Annotated in this window: 2 protein-coding genes; both read left to right on the top strand. The window is 75.4% G+C overall.

Translation table 11 applies throughout. The annotated features are described in order from the left end of the window. Positions 1 to 67 precede the first annotated feature (67 nt). Positions 68 to 1,402 carry a TolC family protein gene (locus GRF61_RS23915; protein ID WP_169153117.1) on the top strand — a complete coding sequence of 445 codons (1,335 nt, stop codon included), beginning with the start codon at positions 68 to 70 and terminating at the stop codon, positions 1,400 to 1,402. Further along, complete coding sequence (locus GRF61_RS23910; RefSeq protein ID WP_248281427.1) at positions 1,399 to 2,010, top strand: hypothetical protein; 612 nt, start codon at positions 1,399 to 1,401, stop codon at positions 2,008 to 2,010. Before GRF61_RS23915 ends, GRF61_RS23910 begins: the two co-directional genes overlap by 4 nt. Positions 2,011 to 2,087 lie beyond the last annotated feature (77 nt).

The raw sequence follows: 2,087 nt of genomic DNA, 5'->3' as shown, positions 1-2,087 counted from the left end.
CGCCGGTTCCCTTGCCGTGGCGACGCCCCGCGTCCGCCTTGCGTTCCATTCCGCAACGAGGAAACCGATGTCTCACACCCCCTTCCGCCCCCCGCTGGCGGAAAACGCCCTACCGCCAGCCGGCCGCCTGAAGGCCACGCTGGCCGTGCTGCTGGCCTGCGGCCTGCTCGCCGCACCGCCCGCCGGCGCCCAGGCCCAGAGCAGCACCGGCGCCGCCACCCTGCGCCAGGCCTTCGACGCCGCCTGGCAGCGCCAACCGGAAGCCCGCGCCGCCCAGGCCCGCGCCGACGCGGTGCGGGCCCGCGCCGAGCAGGCCGACAGCTGGCTGGCGGATGCGCCCGCCATCGCAATCTCCGGCCGCAGCGACCGCTACAACCGGGACGCCGGCACCCGCGAATACGAAGTCGGCCTCGCCCTGCCGCTGTGGCGGCCGGGCGAGCGCAGCCGCGCCCAGGCCCTGGCCGCCGCCGAGACCGACAGCCTCGCCGGCATGCTGACGCAGAGTCGGCTGCAGCTCGCCGCCAGCGTGCGCGAAGCCTGGTGGGCACTGCAGCGCGCGCGGCTGGACCGCGAGCTGGCGGACGCCCGCGTCGCCCACGCCGAAACCCTGGCGGCGGACGTCGCCCGCCGGGTACAGGCCGGCGAACTCGCCCGCGCCGACGGCCACCAGGCCGGCAGCGCGCTGGCCGCCGCCCGCAGCGAACAGGCCGCCGCCATGCTGGCCGAGGCCGAAGCCGGCCAGTTGCTGCAAGCCCTCACCGGCCTGCCGCCGGCCGCCACCCAGGAAGCCCGGCCTGAAGCGCTGCCGGCTGCAGCCATGCCCACGATGGAAGCCACCAGCGAAGATGGCGCCACAGCGCAGGCGAACGCCGCCCACCCGCTGCTCAACGCTCTCTCCACTGAAGCCGAACGCGCCCGCCGGCAGCAGGCGCTGGCGGCCAGCCAGGGCAGCGGCCCGCCAGAGCTCACGCTGTCCACCACCCACGAGCGCGACGCCTATGGCGAACGCTATGCCGACAGCCTCACCCTGGCCCTGCGCATTCCCTTCGGCGCCGGCGCCGCCAACCGGGCGCGCGTGGCCGACGCCAGCGCCGAACGCATCGCCGCCGAAACCCGGCTGGAGGCCGAGCGCCAGCGCCTGCGCGCCGACATCGCCCTGGCCCGCGCCCGGGTGGACGCCCAGGCGCGCCGGCTGGACGCCGCCGCCGAACGCGACCGCCTCGCCGCCGAAACCCGCGGCTTCTACGACAAGGCCTTCCGCCTGGGCGAAACCGACCTGCCCACCCGGCTGCGCATCGAACTGGACGCGGTGGAGGCGGAACGCGCCCACGCCCGCGCCCGCATCGACGCCGCCGAAGCGGTTTCCCGCCTGCGCCAGGCCCTGGGCCTGCTCCCCGAATGAACGAGATCGCCACCATGCAGACCATCTTTTCCCGCTTCACCCCCCTTACACGCCTCCCGGCGCTGGCCGCCGGGCTCGCCGCCGCCCTGCTGCTGTTGCCGGCGCCGCCGGCCCAGGCCGACGACGGTCACAACCATGACGCCGCCCCCGCGGCCGCCAGCGGCCCGGCGCTGCCGCGCTTCACCGCCGAATCCGACCTCTTCGAACTGGTCGGCGTGGTCGATGGCCGCCGCCTCACCGTGTGGCTGGACCATGCCGCCGACACCCGGCCGGTGGAAAGCGCCGAAGTGGAACTGGACTTCGGCGGCGCCACGCTGAAGCTGGACCGCCACGCCGCCGGCGAATACGAGGCCGAACTGCCGGCCGCGCCGGCGCCGGGCGAGATCGCCATCACCGCCACCGTCACCGCCGGCGATGCCAACGCGGCCGAGGTCGACCTGCTCGCCACCACGCTGGACATCCATGAGGACGCCCACGAGGAAGCCACCAGCGGCGGCCGGAGCATTCCGCTACCGCTGATCACCGCTGCCGCGCTGCTGCTGGCGGTGCTCGCCTGGTTCGCCGGCCGCGCCAGCGGCAAGGCCGCGCGCAAGGGAGGTGCCGCATGAAGACCTGCTTCGACACCCACCTCAGCCTGCCGCAGGCCACCACCGCTGCGGATGCAAGCAACCCGACCGTCCCTGCC

This window comes from Azoarcus sp. TTM-91 (assembly GCF_012911025.1).
Classification (GTDB): domain Bacteria; phylum Pseudomonadota; class Gammaproteobacteria; order Burkholderiales; family Rhodocyclaceae; genus Azoarcus.
This window is presented reverse-complemented; position numbering and strand designations above follow the sequence as displayed.

Excerpts from the sequence above, each read along its gene's own strand:
- GRF61_RS23915 (WP_169153117.1), top strand. The coding sequence starts at position 68 with ATGTCTCACACCCCCTTCCGCCCCCCGCTGGCGGAAAACGCCCTACCG.
- GRF61_RS23910 (WP_248281427.1), top strand. The coding sequence starts at position 1,399 with ATGAACGAGATCGCCACCATGCAGACCATCTTTTCCCGCTTCACCCCC.